Annotated in this window: 22 protein-coding genes; 12 read left to right on the top strand and 10 right to left on the bottom strand. The window is 69.0% G+C overall.

Translation table 11 applies throughout. The annotated features are described in order from the left end of the window. Positions 1-247: 247 nt before the first annotated feature. The 7 genes from AC07PR_RS16885 to AC07PR_RS16855 all read left to right on the top strand — a co-directional run bounded on the left by AC07PR_RS16885 (position 248) and on the right by AC07PR_RS16855 (position 8,709). Complete coding sequence (locus tag AC07PR_RS16885; RefSeq protein WP_088404942.1) at positions 248-1,426, top strand: isovaleryl-CoA dehydrogenase; 1,179 nt, start codon at positions 248-250, stop codon at positions 1,424-1,426. 132 nt (positions 1,427-1,558) lie between these two features. Continuing rightward, positions 1,559-2,233, top strand: coding sequence for a carbonate dehydratase (gene can / locus AC07PR_RS16880; protein WP_377157639.1), 675 nt, complete (start codon positions 1,559-1,561; stop codon positions 2,231-2,233). Between the two features lie 56 nt (positions 2,234-2,289). Continuing rightward, positions 2,290-4,125: a bifunctional isocitrate dehydrogenase kinase/phosphatase gene (gene aceK / locus AC07PR_RS16875; protein WP_495135958.1), complete on the top strand. Its 1,836-nt coding sequence runs from the start codon at positions 2,290-2,292 to the stop codon at positions 4,123-4,125. 67 nt (positions 4,126-4,192) lie between these two features. Next, complete coding sequence (locus AC07PR_RS16870; protein WP_377157637.1) at positions 4,193-5,371, top strand: acetyl-CoA C-acyltransferase; 1,179 nt, start codon at positions 4,193-4,195, stop codon at positions 5,369-5,371. Positions 5,372-5,382: 11 nt separating this feature from the next. After that, positions 5,383-6,051 carry an SDR family oxidoreductase gene (locus AC07PR_RS16865; protein ID WP_377157635.1) on the top strand — a complete coding sequence of 223 codons (669 nt, stop codon included), beginning with the start codon at positions 5,383-5,385 and terminating at the stop codon, positions 6,049-6,051. Between the two features lie 100 nt (positions 6,052-6,151). Next, on the top strand, positions 6,152-7,576 hold the full coding sequence (locus tag AC07PR_RS16860) for a hypothetical protein (protein ID WP_495135957.1): 1,425 nt from the start codon (positions 6,152-6,154) through the stop codon (positions 7,574-7,576). 2 nt (positions 7,577-7,578) lie between these two features. Beyond that, a complete protein-coding gene (locus AC07PR_RS16855; protein ID WP_495135956.1) occupies positions 7,579-8,709 on the top strand; it encodes an acyl-CoA dehydrogenase family protein in 1,131 nt (376 codons plus the stop codon). 49 nt (positions 8,710-8,758) lie between these two features. On the opposite strand, the gene AC07PR_RS16850 is transcribed toward AC07PR_RS16855, so the two are convergent. Beyond that, positions 8,759-9,508 carry a carbonic anhydrase gene (locus AC07PR_RS16850; RefSeq protein WP_495135955.1) on the bottom strand — a complete coding sequence of 250 codons (750 nt, stop codon included), beginning with the start codon at positions 9,506-9,508 and terminating at the stop codon, positions 8,759-8,761. A 303-nt stretch (positions 9,509-9,811) separates the two neighbouring features. On the opposite strand from AC07PR_RS16850, the gene AC07PR_RS16845 reads away from it, so the two are divergent. Beyond that, positions 9,812-11,497 (top strand): PQQ-binding-like beta-propeller repeat protein, encoded by a 1,686-nt coding sequence (locus AC07PR_RS16845; protein WP_495135954.1) that lies wholly within the window; start codon positions 9,812-9,814, stop codon positions 11,495-11,497. Between the two features lie 45 nt (positions 11,498-11,542). Here AC07PR_RS16845 and AC07PR_RS16840 read toward each other — a convergent pair whose 3' ends face one another. The 7 genes from AC07PR_RS16840 to AC07PR_RS16810 form a co-directional block, all read right to left on the bottom strand. Then, entirely contained in the window at positions 11,543-12,250 is a 708-nt protein-coding gene (locus AC07PR_RS16840) for a hypothetical protein (RefSeq protein ID WP_495135953.1), read from the bottom strand. Positions 12,251-12,432: 182 nt separating this feature from the next. Then, entirely contained in the window at positions 12,433-13,359 is a 927-nt protein-coding gene (locus AC07PR_RS16835) for a ZIP family metal transporter (RefSeq protein WP_495135952.1), read from the bottom strand. After that, on the bottom strand, positions 13,346-14,746 hold the full coding sequence (locus tag AC07PR_RS16830) for a class II fumarate hydratase (protein ID WP_377157624.1): 1,401 nt from the start codon (positions 14,744-14,746) through the stop codon (positions 13,346-13,348). The genes AC07PR_RS16835 and AC07PR_RS16830 overlap by 14 nt, the downstream gene beginning before the upstream one ends. A gap of 19 nt (positions 14,747-14,765) precedes the next feature. Beyond that, on the bottom strand, positions 14,766-15,239 hold the full coding sequence (locus AC07PR_RS16825; protein ID WP_483108881.1) for a hypothetical protein: 474 nt from the start codon (positions 15,237-15,239) through the stop codon (positions 14,766-14,768). Between the two features lie 314 nt (positions 15,240-15,553). Further along, positions 15,554-16,885 (bottom strand): DUF1501 domain-containing protein, encoded by a 1,332-nt coding sequence (locus AC07PR_RS16820; protein WP_495135951.1) that lies wholly within the window; start codon positions 16,883-16,885, stop codon positions 15,554-15,556. Positions 16,886-16,887: 2 nt separating this feature from the next. Beyond that, positions 16,888-18,432 carry a DUF1800 domain-containing protein gene (locus AC07PR_RS16815; RefSeq protein ID WP_495135950.1) on the bottom strand — a complete coding sequence of 515 codons (1,545 nt, stop codon included), beginning with the start codon at positions 18,430-18,432 and terminating at the stop codon, positions 16,888-16,890. Positions 18,433-18,508: 76 nt separating this feature from the next. Further along, positions 18,509-22,096 (bottom strand): indolepyruvate ferredoxin oxidoreductase family protein, encoded by a 3,588-nt coding sequence (locus tag AC07PR_RS16810; protein ID WP_495135949.1) that lies wholly within the window; start codon positions 22,094-22,096, stop codon positions 18,509-18,511. Between the two features lie 164 nt (positions 22,097-22,260). On the opposite strand from AC07PR_RS16810, the gene AC07PR_RS16805 reads away from it, so the two are divergent. Further along, positions 22,261-22,731: an Lrp/AsnC family transcriptional regulator gene (locus tag AC07PR_RS16805; RefSeq protein WP_297525094.1), complete on the top strand. Its 471-nt coding sequence runs from the start codon at positions 22,261-22,263 to the stop codon at positions 22,729-22,731. A gap of 197 nt (positions 22,732-22,928) precedes the next feature. Then, positions 22,929-23,624, top strand: coding sequence for a CBS domain-containing protein (locus AC07PR_RS16800; protein ID WP_495135948.1), 696 nt, complete (start codon positions 22,929-22,931; stop codon positions 23,622-23,624). 19 nt (positions 23,625-23,643) lie between these two features. Here AC07PR_RS16800 and AC07PR_RS16795 read toward each other — a convergent pair whose 3' ends face one another. Further along, positions 23,644-24,096, bottom strand: coding sequence for a hypothetical protein (locus tag AC07PR_RS16795; protein ID WP_377157612.1), 453 nt, complete (start codon positions 24,094-24,096; stop codon positions 23,644-23,646). A 289-nt stretch (positions 24,097-24,385) separates the two neighbouring features. On the opposite strand from AC07PR_RS16795, the gene AC07PR_RS16790 reads away from it, so the two are divergent. Next, positions 24,386-24,937 (top strand): protein phosphatase CheZ, encoded by a 552-nt coding sequence (locus tag AC07PR_RS16790; RefSeq protein WP_377157611.1) that lies wholly within the window; start codon positions 24,386-24,388, stop codon positions 24,935-24,937. A 49-nt stretch (positions 24,938-24,986) separates the two neighbouring features. On the opposite strand, the gene AC07PR_RS16785 is transcribed toward AC07PR_RS16790, so the two are convergent. Beyond that, on the bottom strand, positions 24,987-25,805 hold the full coding sequence (locus tag AC07PR_RS16785; protein ID WP_483108885.1) for a M90 family metallopeptidase: 819 nt from the start codon (positions 25,803-25,805) through the stop codon (positions 24,987-24,989). A gap of 347 nt (positions 25,806-26,152) precedes the next feature. Between AC07PR_RS16785 and AC07PR_RS16780 the strand changes: the two genes are divergently transcribed. Next, entirely contained in the window at positions 26,153-26,539 is a 387-nt protein-coding gene (locus AC07PR_RS16780) for a hypothetical protein (RefSeq protein WP_495135947.1), read from the top strand. The last annotated feature ends 65 nt before the right edge of the window (positions 26,540-26,604 follow it).

Genomic DNA, 26,604 nt, shown 5'->3' with positions numbered 1-26,604 from the left:
CCCCCCCCCCCCCCCCCCCCCCCCCCCCCCCCCCCCCCCCCCCCCCCCCCCCCCCCCCCCCCCCCCCCCCCCCCCCAGGCCCGAGCCACCGAGCCCGACTGCGGAGGGCGGGACGCTACTTACGCATTTCTGCGAAGCTTGCCGGCGGGGAGTCCTGCCCTACAATTGACGTTTACGTAAACGTAAGACGAACAGCCCAGCGGCCGCCCGGAGAGGCGTCCGCGGAGGCGGTCGAGGAGACAAACCCATGAGCCTGCCCGGTCTGAACTTCCACCTCGGCGAGGACATCGACGCCCTGCGCGACGCAGTGCGCGAGTTCGCGCAAGCCGAGATCGCCCCCCGCGCCGCGGAGATCGATCGCAGCGACCAGTTCCCGATGGACCTGTGGCGCAAGATGGGCGACGTCGGCGTCCTGGGCATCACCGTGCCCGAGGAGTACGGCGGCGCCGCGATGGGCTACCTCGCCCACATGGTGGCGATGGAGGAGATCAGCCGCGCCAGCGCCTCGGTCGGCCTGAGCTACGGCGCCCACTCCAACCTGTGCGTCAACCAGATCAAGCGCAACGGCACCGACGCCCAGAAGCAGAAGTACCTGCCCAAGCTGATCTCCGGCGAACACGTCGGCGCGTTGGCGATGAGCGAACCCGGCGCCGGCTCCGACGTCGTGTCGATGAAGCTCCGCGCGGAGGACAAGGGCGGCTACTACGTCCTCAACGGCAACAAGATGTGGATCACCAACGGTCCCGACGCGGACACGCTGGTCGTCTATGCCAAGACCGAGCCGGAGCTCGGCGCCCGCGGCATGACCGCTTTCCTGATCGAGAAGGGCATGAAGGGCTTCTCGATCGCGCAGAAGCTGGACAAGCTCGGCATGCGCGGCAGCCACACCGGCGAGCTGGTGTTCCAGGACGTCGAGGTCCCGGCCGAGAACGTGCTGGGCCAGGTCGGCGGCGGCACCAAGGTGCTGATGTCGGGCCTGGACTACGAACGCGCCGTGCTGGCCGCCGGTCCGATCGGCATCATGCAGGCGGTGATGGACAACGTCGTCCCCTACATCCACGACCGCAAGCAGTTCGGCCAGTCGATCGGCGAGTTCCAGCTGATCCAGGGCAAGGTCGCCGACATGTACACCGTGCTGCAGGCCGCCCGCGCGTTCTGCTACACCGTGGGCAAGAACCTGGACGCCCTCGATGGCGCCCATGTCCGCCAGGTGCGCAAGGATTGCGCGTCCGTCATCCTCTGGTGCGCCGAGAAGGCCACCTGGATGGCCGGCGAAGGCATCCAGATCTTCGGCGGCAACGGCTACATCAACGAGTACCCGCTGGGCCGCCTCTGGCGTGACGCGAAGCTCTACGAAATCGGCGCGGGCACGTCCGAGATCCGGCGCATGCTGATCGGTCGCGAGCTCTTCGCCGAGACAATGTGACCCCCCCTACCGGCTTCGCCGGCCCCCCGAGGGGGCGCACCCGATGGCCTGGCAGAGCCAGTTCCATGGGTGCCGCTTGGTTGGAAAGCCGCATTCGCTACTGTCACGCCATGTGACGCGACAATGCTGGTCATGAGTACGAACGAACTGCAAGACCTGCTGGACAACAACAAGCGCTGGGCCACCGCGACTGAGGAACAGTCGCCCGGCTTCTTCTCGCGCTTGCTGAAGCAGCAGACGCCGCAATACCTGTGGATCGGCTGCGCGGACAGCCGGGTCCCGGCCAATGAGCTGGTGGACCTGCTGCCGGGCGAGCTCTTCGTCCACCGCAACGTCGCGAACGTCGTGGTCCATTCGGACCTGAACTGCCTGTCGGTCATGCAGTTCGCCGTGGACCAGCTGAAGGTCCAGCACATCATCATCGTGGGCCACAGCAACTGCGGCGGCGTGCGCGCCGCGCTGGAAGACCTGCGCGTCGGCCTGGTGGACAACTGGCTGCGTCACGTCCAGGACGTGCGCAACCACCACCAGGAATGGCTGGACCAGGTGGCCGCCGACCAGCGCGCCAATGCGCTGTGCGAGCTCAATGTGCTGGAGCAGGCCCGCAACGCCTGCCAGACCACCGTGGTCCAGGACGCCTGGGCGCGCGGGCAGTCGGTCGCCGTGCATGGCTGGGTCTACGGCCTGCACAACGGCCTGCTGAAGGACCTGAGCATCACCGTCGGCAAGGCCGAAGACGTCGGTCCCGCCTACCGCAGCGCCCTCGAGGCACTGCACCGCCGCTACGAGGCGGCCATGGGCCGCTGAGCCCGGACGGCCTCCGCGCGGATACAACGGACACGATCGGGACGGAGCAAGACGCCATGTTCCCCCACGAGCTCAACGATCCGCGCGCGTTCGAGATCGCCCAGGCGATGCTCGCGGGCTTCGACAAGCACTACCGCCTGTTCCGCGCCGCGTCCGCGACCGCCAAGCAGCGCTTCGAGCAGGCCGACTGGCACGGCCAGCAGCGCGCGCAGCGCGAGCGCATCGAGTTCTACGACCTGCGCGTCGACGAGGCCGTCATCGAGCTGGAACAGCGCTTCCGCACCAGCGAGCTGCCCAGCGAGGTCTGGCAGCAGGTCAAGCTGCACTACATCGGCCTGCTGACCAAGCACCTGCGGCCGGAGCTCGCCGAGACCTTCTTCAACTCGGTCACGACGCGCATCCTCCACCACAGCTACTTCCACAACGAGTTCATCTTCGTCCGGCCGGCGATCTCCACCGAGTTCATCGAGAACGAGGAACCGGCCGCGCAGCCGACCTACCGCTGCTACTACCCCTCGCAGGACACGCTGCGCGACACCTTCATGCGCATCGTCTTCAACTTCCAGCTGGCGCTGGAGTTCGAGGACCTCGGCCGCGACATCGACCTGGTGCTGAAGGCCGCCGGCCAGGAGCTCGGTGCCTTCCGCTGGCGGACCAACTTCCAGGTGCAGGTGCTGTCCTCGCTGTTCTTCCGCAACAAGGGCGCCTACATCGTCGGCAAGATCATCAACGGCTTCACCGAGACGCCGTTCGCGCTGCCCATCCTGCACAAGGAGTCGGCCGACGGCACGACCGATCCCTCGGGCGAGCGTCAGCTCTACATCGACGCCGCGCTGTTCGGCGAGGACGAGCTGCAGATGCTGTTCAGCTTCGCGCGGGCCTACTTCCTCGTCGACATGGAAGTGCCCAGCGCCTATGTGCAGTTCCTGCGCTCGCTGATGCCGCGCAAGCCGCGCTCGGAGATCTACGCGACGCTCGGCTTGCAGAAGCAGGGCAAGAACCTCTTCTACCGGGACTTCCTCAACCACCTGCGCCACAGCAGCGACAAGTTCCGCATCGCGCCCGGCATCAAGGGCATGGTGATGCTGGTCTTCGACCTGCCGTCGTATCCCTTCGTCTTCAAGGTCATCAAGGACTTCTACCCGCCGCAGAAGGACACGACGCGCGAGCAGATCCAGTCCAAGTACCTGCTGGTGAAGCAGCACGACCGCGTCGGGCGCATGGCCGACACGCTGGAGTACACGCGCGTCGCCTTCCCGCGCAACCGCTTCGAGGACGAGCTGGTGGCGGAACTGAAGCACTTCTGCCCCTCGCTGCTGGAGGAGACCGGCGACGACCTGGTCCTCAAGCACCTCTACATCGAACGCCGCATGGTGCCGCTCAACATCTACCTGCAGGAGGCGTCGCCGGCGCAGCTGGCGCATGCGGTGGTCGAGTACGGCAACGCGATCAAGGACCTGGTGGCGGCCAACATCTTCCCGGGCGACATGCTGTGGAAGAACTTCGGCGTGACGCGCCACGGCAAGGTCGTGTTCTACGACTACGACGAGATCGAATACCTGACCGACTGCAACTTCCGCAAGGTGCCCGAGGCCCGCAACGAGGAAGACGAAATGTCGGGCGAGGTCTGGTACACGGTGAACAAGCACGACGTGTTCCCCGAGACCTTCGGGCCGTTCCTGCTCGGCCATCCGGGCGTGCGCGACGTCTTCATGGCGCACCACGCCGACCTGCTCGATCCCGCGTTCTGGCAGACCCACAAGGAACGCATCCTGGCGGGGCACGTCGAGGACGTGTTCCCGTACGACCCGCACAAGCGCTTCCACGCCCGCGACGTCGCCCCGGCCCTGAGGGTGCCGGAGTCGCAGGACCGCGAGCTTCCGATCCACTGATCACCGACCGCGCCCCTCGCCTCCATCGTTGCCGGCGCATTCCCTGATTTCTTTGAAGGAGACCCCCATGTCCGATTCCATCGTCATCGTTTCCGCCGCCCGCACGCCGATCGGCGGCCTGCTGGGCGACTTCGCCGGCCTGGCCGCGTGGGAGCTGGGCGCCGTCGCCATCAAGGCGGCCGTCGAGCGCGCCGGCATCCCGACCGATTCGATCGAGGAAGCCTTCCTCGGCAACTGCCTGATGGCCGGCCAGGGCCAGGCCCCGGCGCGCCAGGCCGTGCTGAAGGCGGGCCTGCCGCAGTCGGTCGGCGCGGTGACGCTGTCCAAGATGTGCGGCGCCGGCATGCGCGCGACCATGTTCGCGCACGACACGCTGAAGGCCGAAAGCGCCGACATCCTGATCGCCGGCGGCATGGAATCCATGACCAACGCGCCGCACCTGATGTTCGCGCGCAAGGGCGTGAAGTACGGCGCCGCGCAGATGTACGACCACATGGCGCTGGACGGCCTGGAAGATGCGTACGAGCGCGGCAAGGCCATGGGCGTCTTCGCCGAGCAGTGCGTCGACAAGTACGCCTTCACGCGCGAGGCGCAGGACCAGTTCGCCATCGCGTCGACGGAGCGCTCCAAGCGCGCCAACGAGGACGGCAGCTTCGCGTGGGAGATCGCGCCGGTGACGATCGCCGGCAAGGGCGGCGACACGGTGATCTCGCGCGACGAGCAGCCCTTCAAGGCCAAGCTCGACAAGATCCCGACGCTGAAGCCGGCGTTCAAGAAGGACGGCTCGATCACGGCCGCGACCTCGTCGTCGATCTCCGACGGCGCCGCCGCGATGGTGCTGATGCGCGAGTCGACTGCCAACAAGCTGGGCGTGAAGCCGGTGGCACGCATCGTCGGCACCGCGGTGCACGCGAACGCGCCGGAATGGTTCACGACCGCGCCGGTCGGCGCGATCCAGAAGCTGCTGGCCAAGAACCAGTGGGATGCGAAGAGCGTCGACCTGTGGGAAGTCAACGAGGCCTTCGCCGCGGTGACGATGGCGGCGATGGCCGAGTTCAAGCTGCCGCACGAGATCGTCAACGTCAACGGCGGCGCCGTGGCGCTGGGGCATCCGATCGGCGCGTCGGGCGCCCGCATCCTCGTCACGCTGCTGGGCGCGCTGAAGCATCGCGGCCTGAAGCGCGGCGTCGCGGCGCTGTGCATCGGCGGCGGTGAAGCGACCGCCGTCGGCGTCGAGCTGATCTGAGGACGGACCGGATGACGCAAGTCCTCATCATCGGCGCCTCGCGGGGCATCGGCCTCGAGCTCGTGAAGCAGCATCGCGAGCGCGGCGACACGGTCGTCGCGACGGCGCGAGACGACGCCAGCCTCGAGAAGCTGCGCGCGCTCGGCGCGACGGCGATCAAGCTCGAGGTGTCCGACGTGGTCAGCATCGCCGGCCTGGCCTGGCAGCTCGACGGCTACCAGTTCAACCGCGTCATGTACGTGGCCGGCCTCTACGGCCCGAAGACCATCGGCCTGCAGCCGCCGAGCCAGGCGGACTTCGACGCCGTCATGCACACCAACGTGCTGGGCCCGATGCGCGTGCTGCCGCAGCTGCTGGACGCGCTGGCGCCGGACGCGCGCATCGGCATCCTGTCCTCGCGGATGGGATCGCTGACGCTGCGCGCGAACTCGGCGGGCTGGGTCTACCGCGCGTCGAAGGCGGCGGTGAACTCGGTGATGAAGGACGTCGCGCTGACGCTCGACGGCCGTGCGATCTGCGTCAGCCTGCACCCGGGCTGGGTCAAGACCGACATGGGCGGGCAGGAGGCCGACATCGACGTCGCCACCAGCGCATCCAGCCTGCGCGGCGTGCTCGACGGACTGAAGCCGGGCGACAACGGCGCGTTCTTCAACTACGACGGCAGCCCGCTGCCCTGGTGACGCGCTCGTCCTCCCTCTCCCGCTTGCGGGGGAGGGCAGGGGCGAGGGCTGCGGTCGTCCGATACTCGCTGACCACAGAGCAAGACTCAGGGAGAGAACGATGAAGCGGTGGGCTCGCGTGACGCTGAAGATCCTGGGCGGCTGCCTGCTGGGCGTGGTCACGCTCGCGGCGGCCTGGGCGGCGTTCAACAACCGGCTGGTCGACGACGCGCCGCGTCCGGTGCCGGAGGCGCTGCGCGTGCCGGCGCCGACGCTGCCGCCGGAACGCAACGCGTTCTTTGCGTTGATCGGCCTGACGGCCGCGGGCGACGATCCGCACGCGGAAGGCGTCAAGCGCTGGGCTGTGATCGACGCTGGCGAGATCGATCTGCGCGAGCCACCTGCGCCGCGGCAGTGGCCCTCGACCGCGGAGCGCAGTCCGGCCACCGACGCGTGGCAATGCGACGCGCAGACACAGGATTGCGTGGCCGTCTGGACGCGCGAAGCCACGGGGTTGCGTGCGCTGATCGACGCTCACGCCGACATCGGCCGTCGCTGCGAAGGCGTGGCCCGTGCGGGCGTGACCCTCGAAGAACCGATGATCACGCCGCGCGCGGAACTCAAGACGGCCGGCGACAGTTACTCGCGTCGCGCGACCGGGCTGCAGTGGCACTCGACGGTGAATTGCCTGCGCTGGCTCGAGGTGCGCGCCGCTCTCGCGGGTGAGTCGGGCGACACCGCCGCGATGCTGGGCTTCGCCAGGCAGGCCGAGGCCTTGTCCGGCGCGATGCTCGCGGGCACGCGCACGTTGATCGGCATCGGTGTCTCCGGCGCGATGGCGCGGATCCACTGGCGCGTCATCACCGATCTGGCCGCACGTTATCCAAAGGCAGGCTCCGATCTGCACGCGGTGCTGCGGCCGCTTCCGGCGCAGGCGCTCGACGCGTCCATCTGGATCCGGAGCGAGTCCCAGTTCGGTCGGGAGTCCATCCGTGAGATCGCCTGCATCGACGAGGGCGTGAATCCCCATGCCGCGCCGTCGACCACGACCTTGCGCTGCGAGCCCCAGTTCTGGACGATGCCCCACGCGACGCAGCACCTGATGGATGCGCAGTGGGAAGAAGCGCGGCGGAAAGCCGGTGAAGGCCCGCTGACGCTGCTCGACTGGCAGCCGGATCTGGCCTCGCAGTGGGTGCTCGGCGTGCCGTGGCGCAACTCGATCGGCGGGATGCTGGTCTCGGTCAGCGCGTCGAGCTATCCGCACTACGCCCGCAAGCAGGCCTCCCTGATGCTGCTGAACGAAGCCGCCCGCCTCGCGCTGTCGGCTGGAGCTGTCGAACCCGCGAAGCGCCCCGCCTGGCTGGCCCGGCAACCCATGGACGCCCGCCTGCGCGAGCGCCTCGCCGTCGACGGCGACCACATCGTCGCGCGCCCCTGGTCGACGGTGTCGAACCAGGACACGCTCCGCTACCGCATTCCCCCCGGCGCCACGAGCGCCGCCACCGTCACGGGATCCACCCCCGATCCCTCTCCGACCAAGAGCTGACCATGCTGCTTTCCGAAGACCACCGCGCCGTGCAGGACGCCGTCCGCGCCTACGTGCAAGACCAGATCGCACCGAAGGCGGCCGCGTGGGACAAGTCCCACCAGTTCCCCGCCGAGGAGCTCAAGGGCCTGGCCGCGCTGGGCTGCTACGGCGTGGCCGTGCCGACCGAGTACGACGGCGCGGGCCTGGACTACCTGGCGCTGGCGATCATCCTGGAAGAGATCGGCGCCGGGGACGGCGCGACCTCCACCGTGGTGAGCGTCAACAACTGCCCGGTGTGCAGCATCCTGATGGCCTTCGGCAACGAGGACCAGAAGCAGCGCTTCCTCAAGCCGCTGGCGCGCGGCGACATGCTGGGCGCGTTCTGCCTGACCGAGCCGCATGTGGGCTCCGAAGCCGGCGGCCTGAAGACGACCGCCGCGCTGGATGGCGGCGAGTACGTCCTCAACGGCGTCAAGCAGTTCATCACCAGCGGCAAGAACGGCGACGTCGCCATCGTGATGGCGGTGACCGACAAGGCCGCGGGGAAGAAGGGCATCTCGGCCTTCCTGGTTCCGACGAGCACGCCCGGCTACATCGTGGCGCGCATCGAGGACAAGATGGGCCAGCACGCCAGCGACACGGCGCAGATCCTGTTCGAGAACTGCCGCGTGCCCGCCGCCAACCGGATCGGCGAGGAAGGGCAGGGGCTGAAGATTGCGCTGTCGGGGCTGGAAGGCGGCCGCATCGGCATCGCGTCGCAGTCGGTGGGCATGGCGCGCGCGGCCTTCGAGGCGGCACTGCGCTACAGCAAGGAGCGCGTGGCCTTCGGCGTGCCGATCTTCGAGCACCAGGCCATGCAGCACAAGCTCGCCGACATGGCCACGCAGATCGAGGCCGCGCGCCAGCTGATCTGGCACGCCGCCGCGCTGAAGGACGCCGGCCAGCCCTGCCTGAAGGAGGCCGCGATGGCCAAGCTCTTCGCCAGCGAGATGGCGGAACGCGTCTGCTCCGCCGCGATCCAGGTCCACGGTGGCTACGGCTACGTCAGCGACTTCCCGGTCGAGCGGATCTACCGCGACGTCCGCGTGACGCAGATCTACGAAGGCACGTCCGAGGTGCAGAAGATCCTGATCGGACGCGCGCTCGGCTGAGCCGGCCCGCGCTCGCGCCCTCGTCGTGCGTGCGGCGCCGTGCGCCGGCTCACTCGCTTTCCTGGACCACCCGCGCGTTCAGCGCCTGCACCGGCCGCGCATTCCGGCCGACCAACTGGCGGAACGCGGCGATCTGGCGCGACGACAACGTCACCGGTTCCTTCAGCACCATCCAGTGCACCCCCTCCGAGCAGGGCGGCGTGGTCAGCGAGCCGGCGAAATCGTAGTAACCCAGCGACTTCGGCAGCAGGGCGCCCAGGTCCAGCGACCACTCATCCACGGTGATCTTCTCGCCCACGCGCGGCAGGTGCTGGAACACCGAGTCCCACGCCGCATTCGAACGTCCCGCGCGGATCAGCACCGCCACCACGCCGAGTTCGCCCGCCGCGTTCCTGTGCACGAAGTGCGCCACCATCGGCAGGGACTTGCCCTGGATGTGCTCCTCGCTGGGCGTGTGGAAGTGGAACTGCAGCAGTTCGTAGCTCTGCCCGCCGACCTCCAGCGTGTTGCCGGCCGGCAGGTTCACCTGCACCGTGTGGCCGTTGTTCCAGATCGTCGGCGCGGCGTTGCCGTAATGGAAGGCGAGGGCGGGCAGCGCCGCCTTCACCGTCTTGACGATGTTGATCGGACTCTGCTCATGGCCCGAGGCGCAGGCGGCGAATGACGGATCGATTTCGCCCCAATGCGCGGCGCCCTTGTCGCCGGTGTATTCCCAGTGCGACGCCGCGGCGGCGGGCAAGGTGGACGACAGGAGACTGGCCGACAGGGCGGCGAGCAGGACGCGGGTGTGTAGGGACATGAGGACTCTCGGGGCAGGGCTGGAACGGCAGCACTCAGTGGAAAAGTTGCCAGCGTAGCGTTCGACCTGTGAGCAAAACGTTATGAAAGCGTTGAATGTGGCGACTTGCCTGCGAACGCTTGTGCATATCGCCGAACTTCTTGGAGGGGGGCGGTTTCGTCCGCAGGGATCTTGGCGTTTTCCCGATCCCCCTTCGGACTGGCTTGCCTGGGAGCGACGGGGGACGTAGATTCCGGCGCGCTGGCGACAAGACCTGACCCTCGACGAGGGCATCGGGCGCCGCCTTCGATCAGGGAGAGATTCATGTTGTCGACGATGCGGCGGCGCCTGCCCGCCCTGGGAAACCTGTGCGCGCCAATCGTGGCGCTGATGGTCTCGGTGATGCTGTCCGGCTGCGGCGGCGCGGTCGAGAAAGCGATCGGGAACCTGCTGGACGAGACCAAGGTCCCGTATTCGCTCAGCCAGAACACGGCCGATTGCAAGCCCGCGGAGCCGGGCGCCTCGTGCCCGGACGTCAAGATCTATGCCTCCAAGCGGCATGACGGGATCAACACGGTCCGACCGCTCTGGAACGAGGTGCCGGACAACAACGCGACGCTCCGTGTCGTGGACCATGTGTACCGCGACGTGCTGCCCAGCGGCGACGTGCAGCTCAGCGTCGGTTTCGTGACGCAGTTGCAGCCGGGCGTCTACACCGGCACGATCGAGATCAACGTCGTGCTCTTCGAGATCCTCACCAACTACGTGCCGAACAAGGTGCGTTACCGGCTGGAGATCGGCACCGGCGGCGCCCCCACGCTGACGACGCTGCCGGCGGCGATCCCGGGCCAGTCGGACTGGGCCGGCTACGGCGGGACGTCATCCCGCACGGGCTACGCGCCGCTGACGCTCGATCCGGCGAAGTTCAGCGCGCGCTGGGCGCGGTGGTTGTACGGCGGGACGATCCCGGGCGAGGCGCTGGGCCTGGGACAGGGTCGCATTGCGGTGCCCACGCTGCGGGCCGACAGCGCGGCCACGACGAACGCGTCCGTGATCGGCCTGCAGGACGGCAAGGACCTGTGGTCGGCGACGCTGCCGATGGCGCCGACGCAGGCGATGGTCGCGGGCGACCGGCTGTTCTGGAGCACGCGGCGCAGCCGGGTGATGATGACGTCGACCACCAGCGGCGATCTCCTGGGCGATCACACCAGCCAGGCCTACGCCACGATCGATCCGGGCTGGACCGTGTCGGGCGATCGCCTGCTGCTGCCGGTCGATCCCGAGGTCAACTACGTGTCCGCGTTCAACACGGCGGACCTGAGCCAGGTCTGGCGCACGGTGCTCTCCGACCGGGTGGCCAACGTCAACTACATCGGATGGGGACCGACGGTCGACGCGACGGCGGGCCTCGTGTACATCAATGCGGGCGGCATGTACCGCGTGCTCCGGCTGAGCGACGGCGGCATCCTCGCCGAGCAGCCCGTCCCCACGCGCGAAGACCAGAAGTTCACCCAGTTCGCCACCTTCCAGGCGCCGGTGCTGCCGGACGACGGCGTGAGCGCCGTGCTGCTGAGCCATCGCGAGATGGCACCGGGCGAGGTCGTCGACAACCATCTGACCGTGGTCGACCGCGCCACCGGCGCGCAGCGCTGGGATGTCGCCGGCCAGTTCATGGATCACCCGGTGACGGCACACGGCATCGTCTATGCGTCCAACCAGCAGACGAAGTCGGTGGAGGCCCGCCAGCTGAGCGACGGCGCCCTGCTGTGGTCCTGGCCGATGGAATCGACGGACGGCTACTGGCAGCGCCAGATGGTGCTGACCGACAGCCATCTGTTCGTGTCCACCGACAAGCAGACGCTGGCGCTGGACCTCGCGACGCGTCAGGTGGCCTGGCGCACGCCGAACGGAGGCTGGCTCGGCCTGACCCGCGAGGGGGTGCTGGTGGTGCTGGCGCAGCCCGCCAGCGCGCAGCCGCTGACGACCTTGAAGACCTTCAACCTGCGCTGAGCGCCTTGTAGACCCGGGCCCGCCGGGCCGGGTCATTCACGCGATTCAGTCCTCATCGATGCTCAGCCCGGACTGCCAGACCGGCAGCGCCGCGTCGAACATCGACGGCGCGCTTCCCAGCGCCTTCGCATCACGGGCCAGCTTGAGCCACGCGAGCGTGTCGTGGTGGCTGCCCGGCAGCAGGTCGCGGCTGCGTTCCTGCATCAGCCAGGCGTGCAACGCGGCGTACTGGTCGGGATGACGCTGCGCGGTCCAGCCCAGTGCGACGAGGTCGCCGTAGCCTTCCTCGCGGCGCACGGACTTCATCGACAGGTAGGCGCGCTGCAGGTCCGGACTCAGGCCGTCGGGCACCGGCGTGGCCGAGAAACCCACCGGCAGGTTGAACCACGCGCCATCCAGGTAGCGGCGGCAATGGCCGAGTTCATGCGCCGCCATCAGTTCGAGCGCGCTGTCCTCCAGGCCCGCCGGCAGGCGCTGCGTCGTCGCTTCGCCCTCGGGGTTGCCGCGCAGGCTGAGCACCAGCTTGCAGCGGCCATCCTTGAAGCCCAGGGCGAGCGGCGCCGCCTCCGGCGCGTCCTGCGGCTGCACGACGATGTCGACCGGCATGCCCGAGGTCTTCGCGTGTTGCAGGACCGGCGACATGCCCGCGATCCAGCGCTGTTCCAGCGGCGTCAGGCCGGCGGCGTGCGCGGTCGTCGAAACGACGGGGAGGGCGGCGGCGAGCGCGGCAAGCGCGGCGAAAAACTTCTTCATCACGGCTCGGGTCCTGCAGGCAAGAAAGCAGAACACCGATGGTGAAGGGACGTGCGGGGCTTGTGGGCGGCCGGTCCCGTGCGCGAGCGGGGGCCGCGTGAAAGGCTGCCGATTGAACGCGGCGAGTTGTAAACCAGGCGGAAGGGGCGCGTTACGGATGCCGGAGGCCAGGCGCCGGACGCTCAGCCCAGCGCCGTGTCCAGCACCATCATCAGCGCGAAGCCAAGCATCAGCCCCTGCGTCGCCCAGCGCTCGTGGCCTTTGCGGTGCGACTCGGGAATGATCTCGTGGCTGATGACGAAGAGCATCGCGCCCGCCGCGAAGCCCAGTCCCCACGGCAGCAACAGCGGCCAGGCGGAAACGACCCAGGCACCCAGCACCGCGCCGACCGGTTCGACCAGCCCCGACGCCGCGCCCAGCAGCAGCGCCTTGCGCCGCGAGTAACCCACCGTCATCAGCGCCACCGCGATGACGAAGCCCTCCGGCAGGTCCTGGATCGCGATGGCCAGGCTCAGGCTGGCGGCCGCGACCGGATCGTTGGCCGCGAAGGCCACGCCGATCGCGAGGCCCTCCGGCAGGTTGTGCAGCGTGACCGCGATCACGAACAGCGTCGTGCGCCGCAGCCGCGTCGGGTCCATGCCCTCGCGGCCCTTGATGAAGTGCTCGTGCGGCAGCCAGCGGTCCAGCGCCATCAGCGCCCACGCACCCAGCAGCACCGCCAGCGCGACCTGCGTGGCGGCGCCGGTCGGCGTCGAATGCGCGCGCGCGGCCTCGAGGCCGGGAATGATCAGGGAGAACGAACAGGCCGCCAGCATCACGCCGGCGCCGAATCCCATCAGGGCGTCCTGCCCGCGCGCGGACAGGCTGCGCGTGCCCAGCGCGGGCAGCGTGCCGAAGGCCGTTGCCGCGGCGGCCAGCAGGCCCGCCTGCAGCGCCATCGTGATCACCGAGCCGTGGCCGATGCCGCCGCCCGGTCTGATCCAGGTCCAGCCCTGCTGCAGCAGCAGGACCGCCCCGATCAGCAGGATCGCGAAGCCGAAGCCCTGGCGCAGCCGATGCCGGCGCGCCAGCGCGCGGTCGTCGCGGGGGATCGCGTCAGAGTCCGCCATCGGTCAGCTTTGCGGGATCCAGCATCTGCTGGAGCGTGGCGCGGTCGAAGTCGGTCATCTCCTCGGCGACGTCGAGGATGGGCCGCTTCTCCGCATACGCGCGCTTGGCGATCGCGGCGGCCTTCAGGTAGCCGATCTCGCGGTTCAGCGCGGTGACCAGGATCGGGTTGCGCGCCAGCGCGTGCTGCAGCCCGTCGGTGTTGACCTTGAAGTCTCGGATCGCCTGTTCCGCCAGCGCCTTGGTGGCCGCGGACAGCAGCGCCAGGCTGTCCAGCAGGTTGGTCGCGATCAGCGGCAGCATCACGTTGAGCTGGAAGTTGCCCGACTGACCCGCGATCGTGATCGCCGCGTCATGGCCGATGACCTGCGCGCAGACCATCGTCACCGCTTCCGGAATCACCGGATTGACCTTGCCCGGCATGATCGACGAGCCCGGCTGCAGCGCGTGCAGCTCGATCTCCGCCAGGCCGGCGAGCGGGCCGGAGTTCATCCAGCGCAGGTCGTTGGCGATCTTCATGAGCGAGACCGCCAGGCCCTTCAGCGCGCCCGACAGCGCCACCGCCGTGTCCTGCGCCGACAGCGCGGCGAAGAAGTCCGGCGCCGGGCGGAAGCTCAGGCCGGTCAGCGTGGACAGCTCCTCGGCAAAGCGCTGCGCGAAGTCCGGATGCGCGTTGATGCCGGTGCCCACCGCGGTGCCGCCCTGCGCGAGCTCGCACACCGACGGCAGCAGCGCGCGCAGCTGCGCGCGGCGCGCCTCGATCTGCGCGCACCAGCCGCCGAGCTCCTGGCCCAGGCGCAGCGGCATCGCGTCCATCAGGTGGGTGCGGCCGGTCTTCACGTGATGGCCGACGCTCTGGATCTTCTCCTGCAGCGTCTGCACCAGCAGGTCCAGCGCCGGCAGCAGCTCGCCCTGCAGCGCCTGCGCGGCGCTGATGTGCAGCACCGTCGGGATCGAGTCGTTGCTGCTCTGGCCCGCGTTGACGTGGTCGTTCGGATTGACCGTCACCGGATTCGCCGCGCCGCTGCCGATCAGGCGCGTGGCCACGGTGGCGATCACTTCGTTGGCATTCATGTTCGAGCTGGTGCCCGACCCGGTCTGGAAGATCTCCACCGGGAAGTGGCTCATCAGCGCCGGGTCCTGCAGCAGCTGCGTCGCGGCGCGGTCGATCGCCTGGCCGATGTCGGCCGGCACCTGCTCGAGCGCGATGTTGGCGCGCGCCGCGGCCGCCTTCTGCAGCACCAGCGCGCGCACGAAGCGCTCGGGCATGGGCTGGCGGCTGATGGCGAAGTTCTCGATCGCGCGCTGCGTCTGCGCGCCGTACAGCGCGTCGACGGGCACGGCGACTTCGCCCATGGAATCGCGTTCGATGCGGGTGGCCTTGCTCATGGGAATTTTTCTTTCCTGGTCATTCCTGAAGGGGGCTGCGGCTCAGGCGCCAATGGAAGCGCTGCAGGCGCGCGACGAGGGCGGCGTCGCCCTGGGCGTCGGCCAACCGGTGCAACGCCGCGAGCGGACGGTTGAGCTGATCCAGGCAGGCACATCGCCAATGCCAGGGTAGCAGCGAGTTGTGAGCGGCGCCGTACAGCAGCCGGAGGGCCTGTTCGTGAGCGGGGATCGGCGCGAGGACGCCAGCGTCGACCAGTTGCTCCAGCGCCAGCTGGTGCTGCCGCAGCAGGGCCGGCTCGTCGGGGGCGAGGCCGCAGGTGATCTTCAGCGCCATCCAGCGCAGGCACTCCACGCCCGGATGATCGGCGGCGGCGCATCCCCCGTCGACCGCCATCGGGGCGGCCCGCGACTCCCCCGCGGGAGGGAGGCCGGGGCCGGAAGCGGGCAGGGAAGCGCCTTCGGGCGCGGGCATGCGGGAGGGAAGCAAGGGCATGGCGACTCCTGACGATCAAGGCGTGAACCGGTCGGGCCGGCGGACACGGGCTGGCAGGAACGCTTGCTGTGGCGGGAACGGGAAGTGAAGTCCGGCAAGGCCGGCTCCCGACGCAAAAAGAAAAGAGAGGTCGAGCCGCGAAACGATGCCGATCGCATCGCGGCGCAACCTCTCTGCAAGTTGCATTGGTCGCGCGGGGTCGGAACCCGCAGGAGTCTTCTCGTTTGAGGATGATCCTAGATGAGAATTGATCTCATCTGCAAGCCTTCGCCTGCAAGCGCTTGCAAGGCCTGGGGGCTTTGGGCGAAGCCGTGTCAGATCAGGCGAAGGTCCTTGGGGCGGACACCTGGGAAGACACGGGCCAGGGCCTCGCTGGACAGCCCGAACTGGCGTTGCCACAGCCCGCCCAGCACGGCGCGGTAGTCGTTGAGCACGGGGTAGTCGCGGTTCTGGAACAGCGAGGTCGCCGTCAGCGCGATCTGGTCGCCGGCCACCGGACTGCCGGTCGCGAGGCCGCCGCCCAGCAGCCAGTACACGCTGCCGTGACCGTGGTCGGTGCCGCGGTTGCCGTTCTCGCGGAAGGTGCGGCCGAATTCGCTGATCACCATGACCGTGGTCTGCCGCCAGAGATCCGGTCCCAGTTCATCCGCGATGGCCGCGAGGCCGCGGCCGAGCTCCTCGAAACGATTGGCCAGTTGCCCGGTCGCGCCGCCCTGGTTGACGTGCGTGTCCCAGCCGCCGACATCGATGAAACCCAGGCTGAAGCGTCCGCGCATCAGCGTCGCGATGCGGCGCGCCTCCAGCTCGAAGCCCTTGGCGGGAATCGCATTGCGACCGGCGGCATCGGTCATCGTCTTCATCCGGTCCGGCGACAGGTCGCGCGCGAGTTCCTCGCGCAGCGCGAGCCCTTCCTCCACGGACGCGCCCAGGCTCTGGCCCTGGTACATGCTGGCGATCAGCGCGCGGTTCTTCGCGTCGACGGCGGGACGCGCGGTCTCACGGAGGCCGGCGTTGGCGATGCGCACCGGGCCGCGGAACGCGATCGGCAACTGGTCCGTGAACGACAGCGCCTGCTGCGCGTCGAGCTCCGCCGCCAGGCGGTTCAGGAAGCCCGAGTTGTAGTCGCGCGAACCGCCCACCGGCTGGCCCAGCTCGATGCTGTCCTGCGTCTCGAAATGGCTGCGCGACAGATCCTCCGTGCCGGCGAACGGGAGGAAGCGCGCCTGGCCCGCCTGCACCAGCGGGAACAGGCTCGCGCGCAGGGCAGGGTGCAGCCCCCAGTCGGCGTTGAGCGGCAGCGCGGAGGCAGCGTCGGTCGGCGAGGGTCTGGCGATGGCGATGCGCGGTCTTTGCTCGTAGTAGAAGCTGCTGCTCGTGGGGATCAGCAGGTTGGTGGCGTCGTAGCCGCCGCGCAGGAAGACGAGCAGGAAGCGGGGCCGTCCGACACCGCCCGAAGCCGGTGACGCCGGTGCCCCTCTCCGCTCAATCGCCTCCTCACGCTCGGCATTCGCTCCAAGGGGCACCGGCGTCACCGGCTTCTCCAGACCCTGGCCTGCGGTGCTGGTGGCGCCCGTGGCGAAGAGGCGGGCGTGCGAGATCGTCAGGGATCCGGCCGCAAGCCTTCGGAGCAGGTGTCGTCGGTCCATGGTCAGCGATACATGAAGTCGGGACTGGAGAGCAGCAGCGTCAGCCATTGCTGCGGGGAGGTGGTCTGCGCCAGCGCGGTGCGCGTCGCCGGCGCGAGCGTCGGCTCGATGCGCGCGCGCAGCGGCTGCAGGTCGGGCAGCGGCACCGGCGTGTTCGTGCCCTCGGGTCGATACAGCGCGGCCGCACCGCCGCCGATCTGGCGCGCGACTTCGAACCGCAGCGTCATCTGCCCCGGGCTGTTCCAGGCATCCGCCGTCAGCGGATAACCGTCCGGCGTCTGCTTGTCGTAGAGGCCCTGGCCCAATCGCCGCAGCCAGTTCTGCAGCGGCTGCGCGTTCTGCAGCTCACGCTGCTCGAAGCCGGCGCGCAGGCTCGAGAGCAGGTAGACGTGCGGGTCCTTGAAACGCGGCGCGTCCGCCGAGGCGAACTGCGGCGCGTAGAGCATCGGGCGCAGTGTGGCGGGCAGGTTGCCCTTCGTTCTCAGGAAGGCCGCGGACATCGCGTCGACCACCTCGCGCGGCGGCTGCTCGCCGAGGAAGAACACCGACAGCTTGCCGCAGACGAAACGCGCCGTCGCCGGCTGTGCCACCAGCAGGTCGAGGACTTCGTCGAGTTCATCGGCCCCGCGGCCCTTGATGGTGCGGCCCAGCAACTGCTTGTCGCCGAAGTCGTGTCGGGCCGGGTGGAATTCGAAGAGTCCGTCGCGTTGGTAGAGCGCTTCGAAACGTGGCGCGACCTTGGCGGGCTCGGGATCGACCCGCACGCCGAAACCGGTCAGCACACGCGCCAGCTCCTGCACGTCGCGCTGCGTGTAGCCGCCGTCGACGCCCAGGGTGTGGAGCTCCAGCAGCTCGCGCGCGTAGTTCTCGTTGATCGCGCGCACGGCGTTCTGGTCGTTGTCCAGGTAGCGCAGCATCGCCGGATGCCGCGCGACCGCGCCCAGCATCGTCCGGAACGATCCCAGCGCGTGCGGTCGCAGCGCACGGTCCTGGTAATCGGCGAGCAGCAGCCGGATGTCGCGCTTGCCCTGGTGCACGTTGAAGTGGTTGAACCAGAACCACGACAGCTGTTCGAGCAGCTGCTGTTCCGCGTAGAGCTCGCGCAGCAGCTGGCGTTCGCCGGTCTCGCGCGCGGCCTGGCCTTGCGCGTCCTGGTAGGCCTTGCGCGCGGCGACGCGTTCCTCTTCCGTCGCGACCTTGTTGTCGCCGTTGCGCCGGAAGGATTCGGCGGCCCACACGCGCGACGGCAGATCGCCCTGGCTGATGCCCATCGCGTCGATGCGGGCCTGGACAGCCCCGGGCATCGGCGCCTTCGGATCAGCCTTGAGCTGGCGTTCGACATAACGACCCCAGCCGAGACGTTCGATCTCGCCCAGCTGCGATTGCGTCGCGCCCCAGCCGATGCGGTTGGCCGCGCGCAGGCGCTGCGACGCGTCCATCGGCATGTCGGGCGTGGAGGGCAGGCCGCCGCACGCGGCGAGCGCGGCGGAGGCTGTTGCGCCCAGCAGCAGCGAGCGACGACGGAGCGCGGAGTTCGAGCGTGACATGCGACAAGCATGCCGCCGCCGTGTCGGCCGTGTCCAGTGGCCTTTGCGCTACTTCACAGTTGTAGCTTGCCCGTCCTCAGAGTTCGGCCACGCCCTTCACACGTTCGGGGGTCTTCGTCAGCGGTACGACGGCAATGGGCGCCTCCACCGCGCGACCATGGAAGCGGTCGAGCAGATCCTTCCATTGCGCGCGCACGGTGACGACGTTCGCCAGCTTCACGTGGCCGTAGCCGCGGATGCCTTCGGGCAGGCGCGCGAGCTTGATGGCGACGTCGAGCTTCGCGGCGGTCAGGTGCGCGAGCAGGTCGTCGACGAGCGCTTCGTAGTCGCGCACCAGCTGGCGCTCGATGCGGCGCTCTTCGGTCTTGCCGAAGAGATCGAGCATGCCGCCGCGCAGGCCCTTGAACTTCGCCAGCGTCTTCAGCGCCTTGAAGGTCCATGAGCCGAACTCGATCTTCTTCGCGCGGCCGTCGGCGCCCGGCTTGGACAGCAGCGGCGGCGCCATGTGGAAGCTGAGGTGGTCCCAGTCCTCGAACTGCGCCTTCAGCGCGGCCTCGAACTTGCCGTCGGTGTACAGGCGCGCGACCTCGTACTCGTCCTTGATGGCGAGCAGCTTGGCGTAGTAGCGCGCGACGGCCTTGGTCAGGCGCAGGCCCTTGCCGGCGTCGCCGAGCGCGGACTCGGCGGCGCGCACGCGCTGCACCAGCGCCTCGTAGCGCGACGCGTAGGCGGCGTCCTGGTAGTCGGTCAGGAAGGCCTTGCGGCGCGAGACCAGGCCCGGCTGGCCGTCCTTGTCGTCGAGCTGGTCGAAGTTGAACCACTGCACGGCGGGGCCGCTCTGCTCGCCGGCCAGGCGGCGCAGCGCCTCCGGCGCGGCGATCGCGAGGCGACCCAGCGCGAAGGCGGTCTTGTTGTTCTCGACCGCGACGCCGTTGAGCTCGATCGCGCGCATCAGCGCCTCGAAGGACACCGGCACCAGGCCACGCTGCCAGCAGGCGCCCAGCATGATGATGTTGCTGGGCATCGTGTCGCCCATCAGGCGCTTGGCGATGTCCTGCGCGTCGATGCTGGCGAGCAGGTCCTTGCCCTCGCCAACGGCGTGGCGCATCTTGGCGATCAGCGCGTCCGCCTGCAGGCTCGCGTCCGGGTTGCGGACGAAGGCGGCGGTCGGCAGTTCATGCGTGTTGGCCAGGATCACCGTGCGGCCGGCCTTGATCGTGGCCAGCGCGTCGGCGCTCGCGCCGACGACCATGTCGCAGGCCAGCAGCACGTCGGCCTGCTGCGTGTCGATGCGGACCTGGTTGAGCAGGTCCTGCGTCGGCGCGACGCGCACGAAGGACAGCACCGCGCCGCCCTTCTGCGCGAAGCCCATGAAGTCCAGCACCGAGCTCTGCTTGCCTTCCAGGTGCGCGGCCATCGTGACCAGCGCGCCCACCGTCACGACGCCGGTGCCGCCGACGCCGGTGACCAGCATGTCGAAGGGTCCCGTCCACGCCCAGGGCGCGGGCGGCTGGATCGCGGCGATCTCGCGCGCCAGGTCCGCCGGCCCGAAGGCCGCGCCGGCGCGCTTCTTCAGCTTGGCACCGTGCACCGACACGAAGCTCGGGCAGAAGCCGTTCACGCAGCTGAAGTCCTTGTTGCAGCTGCTCTGTTCGATCACGCGCTTGCGGCCGAAGTCGGTCTCCACCGGCACGACCGACAGGCAGTTGCTCGCCTGCCCGCAATCGCCGCAGCCCTCGCAGACGGACTCGTTGATGAAGATGCGCTTGTCCGGGTCGGGGAACTCGCCCTTCTTGCGGCGGCGGCGCTTCTCGGCGGCGCAGGTCTGGTCGTAGATCAGCACGGTGACGCCGGCGATCTCGCGCAGCTCGCGCTGCACCGCGTCGAGCTCGGACCGGTCGTGGAAGGTCGTGCCCGCAGGGAAGAGGCCGTGATGGCCCTCGTACTTGTCGATGTCGTCGGAGACCACGACCAGGCGCTTGACGCCCTCGGCCTCGACCTGGCGCGCGATCTGCGGGACCGAGGTCTGGCCGTCGACCGGCTGGCCGCCGGTCATCGCGACCGCGTCGTTGTAGAGGATCTTGTAGGTGATGTTGGCCTTGGCCGCGATGGCCTGCCGGATCGCCAGGTAGCCCGAGTGGTAGTAGGTGCCGTCGCCCAGGTTCTGGAAGACATGCTTCTCGGTCGTGAAGCGCGAATGCGCGGCCCAGTCGACGCCCTCGGCGCCCATCTGGATCAGGCCCGAGGTGCCGCGTTCCATCCAGCTCGCCATGAAGTGGCAGCCGATGCCGGCCAGCGCGCGCGACCCTTCCGGCAGCTTGGTCGACGTGTTGTGCGGGCAGCCCGAGCAGAAGTAGGGCTGGCGGCGCACCGCGTCGGCGCTGTTGGACAGCAGGCAGGGCGTCAGGAAGTCGACGACCAGATGGCGCCGGTCCAACGCCGGGTTCAGTCGCGCGAGCCAGTCGGCCACCGTCGGCATGATGCGCGACGGCCGCAGCTCGCCGAGCGCGCTCAGCACGGCGGCCCCGTGTTCATCGGACTTGCCGACCACGCGCGGACGCTGCGCGTCGGGCAGGTGGTACAGCAGTTCCTTGATCTGGCGCTCGACGACGGGCGCCTTCTCCTCGATGACCAGCATGTCGGTCAGGCCCTGCGCGAACTCGCGGATGCGCGTCGGCTCCAGCGGGTACACGAGGCCGACCTTGTAGACCCGCACACCGGCGGCGGCCAGCGCGTTGGGGTCGAGGTCCAGGCGGCGCAGCACTTCCATGAAGTCGTAATGCGCCTTGCCGACGGTGACGATGCCCAGCGATGCGCGCGGGCTGACGACGATGTGCTTGTCGATCGAGTTGACCTTGGCGAAGGCCAGCACCGCATCGATCTTGTGCGCGAGGCGCGATTCCAGCTCCAGTGACGGCAGGTCGACGGAACGGATGTGCAGGTTGGTCGGCGGCGTGTGGTCGACGGGCAGCTCGAAGTCCATCGGCACCGCGTCGAGGTCGACCGTCATGCCCGACTCGACGACTTCCGAGATCGCCTTGAAGCCGACCCAGGCGCCGGAGAAGCGCGACAGCGCCCAGCCGTAGAGGCCGAACTCGAGGTACTCGGCGACGTTGCCCGGATGCACCAGCGGCATCGACCAGGCCTGCAGCGCGAGGTCGCTCTGATGCGGCGTCGACGAGGACACGCAGCCGTGGTCGTCGCCGCAGACGACGAGCACGCCGCCCTGCTTCGCGGTGCCGTAGACGTTGCCGTGCTTGAGCGCGTCGCCGGAGCGGTCCACGCCGGGCCCCTTCCCGTACCACATCGCGAAGACGCCATCGACGGTGCGCTTCGGATCGAGCGCCACGCGCTGCACGCCCAGGCAGGCGGTGGCGGCGAGGTCCTCGTTGATCGCGGGCAGGAAGTTGACGGCGGCCTTGTCGAGGAACTTCTTCGCCTTCCACAGCTGCTGGTCGACCATGCCCAGCGGGCTGCCGCGGTAGCCGCTGACGAAGCCGGCGGTCTTCAGGCCCTGGCGTTCGTCCTGGGCCTTCTGCATCAGCAGCAGGCGCACGAGCGCCTGCGTGCCGGTCAGGAACACCGGCCCGGCGCTGGCGGCCAGGTTGTCGGACAGCTGGTAGGGGCGCAGGGCCGGCGCGGCGGCAAGACTGGCTTCGGTCATGGCTTGTCTCCCCAATGGGGCGAGCCGGCCGGGCGGGGCGCCGGTCGGCTCGGATGGTCAGAAGAATGAATGGAGGGATTCTTTCCCAGACAATGCGCACTTTCTTGCTCCGTTTACTAGAGCGGTGGCACGGATCGACCAGATCATTCTCAGAAAGTGCCGATATGGAGAACGAACGTTTCGATCGAGCGACGCGCTTGATCCTCGAGGCGCTGCAGGCCGACGCGCGGCAGAGCACACAGCAGCTGGCGGAGAAGGTCGGCCTCTCGGCGACGCCGGTGTGGCGCCGCGTCAAGGAGCTCGAGGAGCGGGGCGTGATCCGGCGCCACGTGGCGCTGGTGGACCGGGAGCAACTGGGGCTGTCAATCTGCGTCCTGGCGAATGTCAGCCTGGTGCGGCACACGGAAGGCGCGGTGGATGCTTTCGAGGCGATGGTGGCGGGCAGCCCGGAGATCGTCGAATGCCAGGCGATCACCGGCGAGGCGGACTACGTGATCAAGATCGTCGCGCCGGACATGAAGGCCTACGACCAGTTCCTGCAGAGCAAGGTCTTCCGCGTCCCGGGCATCGCGAGCGTGCGCAGCAACGTGGTGCTGCGCGAGGTGAAGTACGAGACCGCCTACCCGGTCCCGTGAGCGTCGCCGCCGATCACCATCGACCGTTCAACGTGCAGTCAAAGACTGGCAGTGGGGCCGGAATGACGCTGGGGGTTCCCGGAGGGATGCCCCCTGCGTCGTGGCGTGCCCGCGCCTGGCGTCTCGCAGGAGGGCGACCCCCGCAGTGCGCGTTCTCCTCAATGGGCATCGCGTTTTCGACGTGAGATCCTGACGCCATGTTCTCCGTCTACGGCACCTCCGGAAAGATCCTCACCGGCGGCCTGGAGCAGGTTCGCGACCTGGCTCCGGTGCAGGCGGTGGCGCGCACGCGCGCGGTGGCGCCGATTGCTCGCCAGGGCGACCTGACGCCGTCGACGGTGGTGCTGGCCGGCGTCGGGCAGGGCGGCGGCGGTGTCGGCGGTGCGCCGGGATTCGGCCCCTCGGCCTACATGGCGCACGAGGCGTTGGCCGCCTACGCCGGCGACACCACGCGGGTGCCGTTGACGCAGGTGCATCAGCTGATGAGCCGCAAGCTGATCAGCGTGATGTCGGGCTCGTCGCTGCGTCAGGCGATGCGGACGATGTCGCGCGCCGGCGTCGCGCAGGCGCCGGTGCTCGGCGACCAGGGCGAGGTGCGCGGTCTGGTGTCGCGCGGCGATCTGACGCGCGGTCTGGCGGAGGATCTCGAGGAGATGGCCGAGATCATGGTCATCGCGCGGCGGTTGGCCGCGCCGGTGGACGACGTGATGTGGACGCCGGTGCCGGTCGCCCAATCCGACACGCCCTTGCGCGAGGCGGCGCAATTGATGCTCGACCTGGGCCTGCCCGGCCTGCCGGTGGGCGACGACAACGGCCACCTGATCGGCTTCCTCTCGCGCAGCGACCTGCTGCGCGGCATGACGCACGAGCCGCCGCTGGACCTCTGGTCCTGACGACTGCGCCCCCTGGGGGTCAGTACTTGCGCATCCCGCGCTCGGCCTCTTCCTGCTCGATCGCCTGCAGCGTGCGCCAGTCGGTGCAGACGAAGACGCCGTCCTCGACGATGCGGTCCGGCAGCGAGCCGTCGCCGCGGGCGACCTTCCCGTCCTTGCAGATCATGGTGCCGCGCGCCTGACCCTGCTCCTGAAGCGCCTTGCCGACGACCATCGAATCCCGGGTGTACAGCGTCAGCATCAGCAACGCGAACAGCACGCCCAGCATCAGCGCCACGCCAACGACGATGTCGCTGACGTCGCGCAAGGCGGACGGCGGCGCCGGCTGCGCGGCCTGCGCACGAGGCGCCGCAGCGAAGCTGCGTCCGTCGTCGCGCGAGGCGCTCGAGGGCGAACGCGACGTGGACGTCGAACCAGACCGCGCGTTGGTGCGATTCAAGCCGGGCGAAGGACGGGTGGTGGCCATGTTCATGAAACGGATCGCTTTGCCAAAGACAGACACCAGCAAGGGCGGACCGAAGACGGACGGGATGAAGGCTACAGGCGACGGCGTGGGTCAACTGCTTAAATGCGGGGCTCCCCACCAAAAATGCACGGGCGCCCGCGACCCTTTCCGTTGGTTACAGCAGTTGCAGAACTAAGATTTCCGCACTTGAAAAGAGCGCCGTCCGAGCGCTTCTGAAGCGCCGCAAACAGCGCTGTGCGCACATCGCGCAAACCCACCCGCCGACCCTGCGACCACCTTCGCGAGCTCGATCACCATGTCCCAATCCGCTACCCCTCTCACGGCCGCCGCGCACCAGGCGCTGCAGAAGTTGTCGCACGAGTTGCCGGATGCCTGCGAGCGCCTGGACTACGTCAAGCGCATGACCGACCAGGCGGCCAACAAGGTGCTGGGGATCGTCGAGTCGGCGCAGGAGGATGCGCAGGCGGTGGCGCGACAGGGTCACGAGTTGTCGGAGTCGCTGCAGCGTCTGGCCGCCGCGCCGGACCTGAGCGTCGAACGCGCCCGCGCGATGATGCGGCTGTGCGCGGCCTATGCGGCCGGCGCCGCCGGGTTCGCGGACCGCGTGAAGGGCCTGCAGACCGAGATCATGATGGCCCAGGACTTCCAGGATCTGTCCGGCCAGGTGATCAACAAGGTGCTGAACATGCTGCGCCCCGCCGAGGAGCCGCTGCAACAGCTGCTTGCCGCGCAGGAACAGGCGGCCCCGCAGGCGGCCGTGGAAGAGCAGCTCGCCGGCGTGCAGACGCCCGACAAGGCGCTGCAGCAGGACGACGTCGACGCGCTGCTGGCGGAGATGGGCTTCTGAGGGCTTCTGAAGCCGTCCCCGGCCCTTCGACGATCTCCGCGATCCTCGCTCAGGACCAGAGCATAGGATCCACCTCGTAATACCGGCGCAGCTCCGCGTACAGCGCCGGATGCGCCTGGGCCAGCGCCCACGGCTGCCCGAAGAAGCGCTCGCTCGCGACGGCGAAGAATTCCGCCGGTTCGGTGGCCGCATAGTCACCCAGCGGATCGGGCTCGCCCGCGGCGAGCCGCGCCCGCAGCAGGTCGAAGCTCTGCTGCATGACCACCGCCCAGCGCGCCTGCCGCGCCCGGTTCCCCAGCCACGGCGCGCCGTTGGCCAGGCCCTTGACCTGATCGAGCTGGTGCGCGAATTCGTGCACCGCGACGTTGTGGCCGCGCTCCGGTTGCGCGGCGTCCCGCAGCACGTCGTCCCAGGACAGCACGACCTGACCCTCGCCCCAGGATTCGCCGCTCAGCACCTGGCGGTCCTGCATCTGCAGCGGGCCTTGATGCCGCACCCGGTCGACGATGAAGGCGCCGGGATAGACCAGCACCGTATGCAGCTTCGGGTAGTAGCCGCGGCTGCGGCCGAGCAGCGGCAGCGTGGCCAGCGCCGCGATGGTCACGCGGACCTCGTCGGTGATGACCTGGCCGGCGCAGCCGATGAAGGACTTCTCCGCGAGGAAGACCTGCATCTGGCGCTTGAGCTTCAGTTGCAGGTCCGCCGGCAGCCGCGCGACCTGCGGCACGTTGCGGCGCAGGATGGCGCGCCACACGGCGGGAAAGGCCTTCGCGCGCAGCGCGGCGCGGCGGCGCGCCTGCCGCCAGGAATGGCTCATCAGCCAGAAGCAGATCAGCGCCGCGATCAGCGCGAGCAACAGCAGGGTCATGGCGGTGAGCGCATCGGCGCTTCGCTGCAAGACTCCCAAGATGCGCGCGCATCGAACGCTTTTCAAGTGCGGGTCAGGTCTTGCGGCCAGGTGATCGTGTCGGGAACCGCTGTCCGAACAGGACTGCGGCATCGGCGCGACGAAGTCCGGCGCCTCGGGCGATTGACGGTCGGCACGAGGCGGAGAGGCTCGTTCCGGTCACGCGCGGCCCGGACAATTTCGGCCTGGACGACCGCGGACTTGAGCGCTGATTGAAGCGCCACCCCCGGACGGTCGCCTTGATACGAACCGATGAGCATGAGGGAGGGCGGCAACCGGCTGGAAGGCGCGGTGGCCGTCGAGGTGATTTGAAGTTTTCGGAAGTGCAGGCGACGTCGCTCAGGACGTCGCCGTTTGACGTCAGTCCGCTGCAGCAGTACCGCGCGAAAGTCCAGCAGGAGATGCTGGACGGCCCACCGCCGTCCGTGGTGCTGCGCCTGTCCCCGTTCATCGGGACGGAAGGGCCGCTCAAGGAGATGTACGCGCAGAACAGCGCCGACGTGACCTACGGTCGGCATCCGCTCGGCCAGGAGGCGCCGCCGGTCAGCCGTGTCGAGACGCCGCCGTACTCCCACGGCACCTACACGGCCGCCAACTTCCCCGACTTGCGGGTGCAGGTCGAGCTCGGACCGATGCTCGTCAGCCACGTCGACCGCGCCGGCGGAACGCCGCGCGTGCTGGACGTCACCGCCTGACCCGCTTTAGCATCGCCTGAAGCCGTGTGCGATTGGCGCGCGGATCGAGCAACGTGGGGGAGGAC

This window comes from Roseateles sp. GW821-FHT09H11 (assembly GCF_059415845.1).
The sequence above is the reverse complement of the archived record's forward strand: the minus strand, read 5'-3'. Positions and strand labels throughout refer to the sequence as shown.